Raw genomic sequence first — 4,011 nt, 5'->3', positions numbered from 1 at the left:
GGCGCGTCCGCGCAATCGCATCGCGCGGACGCGCCGCGGCTCCTCAGTCTGGGGCAGGCCGTGCCCCGCGGCTACAGCTTTGAATTCTTCGCGATGTCCCAGCCGTACTTGACGGGGCCGCCGTCCTTGCTGCCATCGGGCTTCTGCGGCTGATAGTCCACCTTGACCGAGGCGAAGTTGAGGGTCACGTGCTCGGTCAGCCGGTCCTCGCCGCCCGAGCCGCCGGTGCCCAAGGACGTGACGATGACGTCCTTCATGGTGATGATCAGGTATTCCAGGGGGCTATCGCCACCGGCCTTGCGCACGGTGAGTTTGCCCTCTTTGAACTGGGTGCCGGCGGAGCAGTAGGTCATCAGGGTCGGCGAGGACTTGTCGACCCACTTGGTGAATGACAGGTCCTGGACCGCGACCTTGCCGGCGCCCTGACCGCCGCCGGCGTGCGCACTGCCGGATTGGCTCATGCCCCAAGACCAGGCGAGCACATCGATCTCTTCCTTGTGGGACTTGTCTTGGGCCTCGCCCTTGACGTCGTCGAGCTTCATGAACATGTCAACAGCCATTGCTTAGCTCCTGAGGGTGGTGGGATGAATGGGCGTTGGGGCCGGGCCCGGCGGTCAGCGCCAGCGCCGACCGTTGCTGCTGCCGCCGTGAGCGGGCGGCAGCAGGGCGCGGCCTCAGGCCCCCTTCGCCGACGGCAGCTTGGAGACCAACCGCAACGACACGGTCAGCCCTTCGAGCTGGTAATGCGGACGCAGGAAGAACTTGGAACTGTAATAGCCCGGGTTGCCTTCCACCTCCTCGACCACCACCTCGGCCGCCGCCAGCGGCAATTGGGCCTTGGTGGTTTCGCTCGAATGCAGCGGGTCCCCATCCACATAGTTGAGGATCCAGTCGTTGAGCCAGCGCTGCATGTCCGCGCGCTCCTTGAAGGAGCCGATCTTGTCGCGCACGATGCATTTCAGATAATGCGCGAAGCGGCAGGTCGCGAACAGGTAGGGCAGGCGGGCGGCGAGGTTGGCATTGGCGGTCGCGTCCGGGTCGTCGTACTCGAACGGCTTTTGCAGTGATTGGGCGCCGATGAAGGCGGCGAAGTCGGTGTTTTTCTTGTGCACCAGCGGCATGAAGCCGTTCTTTGCCAACTCCGCCTCGCGCCGGTCGCTGATGGCGATCTCGGTCGGGCACTTCATGTCGACACCGCCGTCGTCCGTGGGGAAGGTATGGCTGGGCAGCCCCTCCACCGCGCCGCCGGACTCGATCCCGCGGATACGCGAGCACCAGCCGTACAACTTGAAGGAGCGGTTGATGTTGACCGCCATGGCATAGGCCGAGTTGGCCCAGCAGTACTTGCCGTGCTGGGCCCCTTCGGTGTCCTCCTCGAAGTCGAAGGCATCGACCGGATCGGTCTTGGCGCCATAGGGCAGCCGGGCGAGGAAGCGCGGCATGGTGAGGCCCAGATAGCGCGCGTCGTCGGACTCGCGCAGCGAGCGCCAGGCGGCATACTCCGGGGTCTGGAAGATCTTGGTCAGATCGCGTGGGTTGGCCAGTTCCTGCCAGCTTTCCATCTGCATCACGGCGGGCGCGACCGCGGAGATGAACGGGGCGTGGATGGCCGCGGCGATCTTGGCGAGCCCCCCGAGCAGTTCCACATCCGGCGGGCTCTGGTCGAACTGGTAATCGCCAACCAGGCAACTGAAGGGCTCGCCGCCGAACTGACCGTACTCCTCCTCATAGAGCTTCTTGAAGAGCGGGCTCTGATCCCAGGCGGTGCCCTTGAATTTCTTCAGGGTCTTGTGCACCTCCTGCTTGGAGATATTCATGACCCGGATCTTGAGCATCTCGTCGGTTTCGGTATTGTTGACGAGATAGCTCAGCCCGCGCCAGGCCCCTTCGAGCTGCTGGAAGTCCTGGTGGTGCAGGATCAGATTGACCTGCTCGGTAAGCTTCTGGTCGATCTGCGCAATCATCGACTCGATGGTGCGCACCGCGTCGTCGGAGATCAGCGCGGTCTGCGCCAGGGCCTGGGAGGCCAGCGTGGCGACCGCGTCCTCGACCGCCTCGCGGGCCCGGTCGGTGCGCGGCTTGAACTCCCGCTGGAGCAGGGCGGCGAAGCTGTCTGACTCAAGGGTGTCGGTCTGGGACTGGGGTTGCCCCGCGGTCTGGGTGTCGGTGGCGGCCATGATCAGTTGGCCTCCGTCGGGGTCTGGTCCGCGCCCGCCGGGTCAGCCGGTTTGGGCGCCGCGGCGAGCGATTGCAGCAGGCTCGGGTCCTTCAACACCTGCGCGATCAGGTCCTCGGCGCCGCTCTTGCCGTCCATGTAGGTCAGCAGATTGGCGAGCTGGGTGCGCGCCTGCAACAGCTTGTTCAGGGCGTCGACCTTGTGCGCGACGGCCGCGGGGGAGAAGTCGTCCATCGACTCGAAGTTGAGTTCGACGCTGAGATTACCCTCGCCGGTCAGGGTATTGGGCACCTGGAAGGCGACCCGCGGTTTCATCGACTTGAGCCGCTCGTCGAAGTTGTCGACGTCGATCTCGAGCAGCTTGCGGTCCGCCACCGGCGCCAGGGGCTCGGCGGGCTTGCCGGAGAGGTCGGCCAGGACCCCCATGATGAAGGGGAGTTGGACCTTCTTCTGCGCCCCGTAGAGTTCCACTTCATATTCGATCTGGACCCGCGGGGCGCGGTTGCGGGCGATGAACTTTTGGCTGGTCTCTTTCGCCACTGGCGTTCTCCGTTGGTTGTCGTTAGAGGGCCGCGGGGAGCGCGCCGGGGTTGGCCCGGTCTGCCGCCCCGTCAGGCGTTGTCCTCGATCCCGCACACCTTCTCGATCTGCGGCAGCGCCTCCGGGGCCAGGTCGCGCATGATGTCCACGAAGCTGCCGTTGACCAGGCGCTGGGCGCGCCGCAGCAGCAGGGGGACGGGACTCGAGGGTTCATTGCGCGAATAATAGTCGCAGATCCGCTCGAGCGTGCGCACCACGTCCTCCCGCGAACCGATCGATCCCGGGTCGCGGGCCGCCGCGGCCCCGGTCGCCGTGGACGGGGCCGTCGCGCCGGGGTCCGCGTCCGGTGCACTGGGGGTCGCCGCCCCCGGTTGGCGGGTCGTCAAGTGGGCCTGGAGGACGGTCTGAAGCTGCGTCAGCGGCTCTGCCAGCGGGTCGAAGCTGGGCAGTTGGGCCCGCTCGATGCGTGCCTCCAGGGCCTCGCCGATCGCGGTCAGGGCCGCGAGTGCCCCGGCCGCGGCGGTCGCGGCGGCGGCCAGGCCGTCCAGGTCGCAGTCCTGGAAGGCCCCGGCGATCCCCGCCTCGTCCAGCGGTTGGGTGCCGGGGGCCGCGGGCGCCTTGCCCTGGGCGATCTCGATATCCCGGCCGCAGACCGGGCCGAAGACGCGCGAGCGGATCAGCGGCGTGGTGCGCAACTGGGCGAGCAGCGTCTCCCGGTCCGTGAGTTCCAGCAGCACATTGATCCGCGCCGTGGGGTCGTTGCCGTCGCTCGCGTCGAGTTCCGGGTAGAGGCCATCCCAGAACCCGAGGATCAGCCCGTGGATCAGGTCCAGTCCGGCCTGCAGGCCCCGCAGCCCCTCGAGCCCCAGCATGGCGCGGGTCACGAGGACCGCCAGGCGCAGGTCCTTGGAGCGGCCCAAGAGCGCCAGCGCGGACTCCAGAACCAGGCGCCAGTCCGGCTCCTGCGCCGCGACCACGCTGTCGCCCATGCGCCGCTCCGGGGTGCCGGTCGCGGCCGCCGCCAGGGCGAGGAAGTCCGGGTCATACTCCAGGTCCTCGCCCGCGGGCCGCTGCGCGGACACGGCCTGCAACAGGGATTCGGTGGCGAGCACGCTCATCGCGGGCAAGATGAAAGCATCGGGAGGCCCTCTTGGAACACCACGACCGAATATCAGATCGCGTTGCCCCGATACTACGCGACGAACCGACGGTGTCAAGTAGTGTCAAGGTCCGGGGTGCGATCAGAACTGATGTGGTGACCGACCCGGGTACGCTGTCCTGGTCGTTGTCGTTGT

At 67.1% G+C, this 4,011-nt stretch carries 4 protein-coding genes; all 4 read right to left on the bottom strand.

Going from position 1 to position 4,011, the window contains the following annotated elements; genetic code table 11:
* Positions 1 to 71: 71 nt before the first annotated feature.
* A complete protein-coding gene (locus tag QZY48_RS10095; RefSeq protein ID WP_295430655.1) occupies positions 72 to 560 on the bottom strand; it encodes a type VI secretion system tube protein Hcp in 489 nt (162 codons plus the stop codon).
* A 114-nt stretch (positions 561 to 674) separates the two neighbouring features.
* Complete coding sequence (tssC, locus tag QZY48_RS10090; protein WP_295430653.1) at positions 675 to 2,177, bottom strand: type VI secretion system contractile sheath large subunit; 1,503 nt, start codon at positions 2,175 to 2,177, stop codon at positions 675 to 677.
* A gap of 2 nt (positions 2,178 to 2,179) precedes the next feature.
* Entirely contained in the window at positions 2,180 to 2,716 is a 537-nt protein-coding gene (tssB, locus tag QZY48_RS10085) for a type VI secretion system contractile sheath small subunit (protein WP_295430651.1), read from the bottom strand.
* 71 nt (positions 2,717 to 2,787) lie between these two features.
* Positions 2,788 to 3,834, bottom strand: coding sequence for a type VI secretion system protein TssA (tssA, locus tag QZY48_RS10080; RefSeq protein WP_295430657.1), 1,047 nt, complete (start codon positions 3,832 to 3,834; stop codon positions 2,788 to 2,790).
* Positions 3,835 to 4,011 lie beyond the last annotated feature (177 nt).

Source organism: uncultured Thiodictyon sp. (assembly GCF_903828115.1).
In the GTDB taxonomy this organism is placed as follows: domain Bacteria; phylum Pseudomonadota; class Gammaproteobacteria; order Chromatiales; family Chromatiaceae; genus Thiodictyon.
Note: the sequence above shows the minus strand (reverse complement) of the source record. Positions and strands in the feature narration are given on the sequence as shown.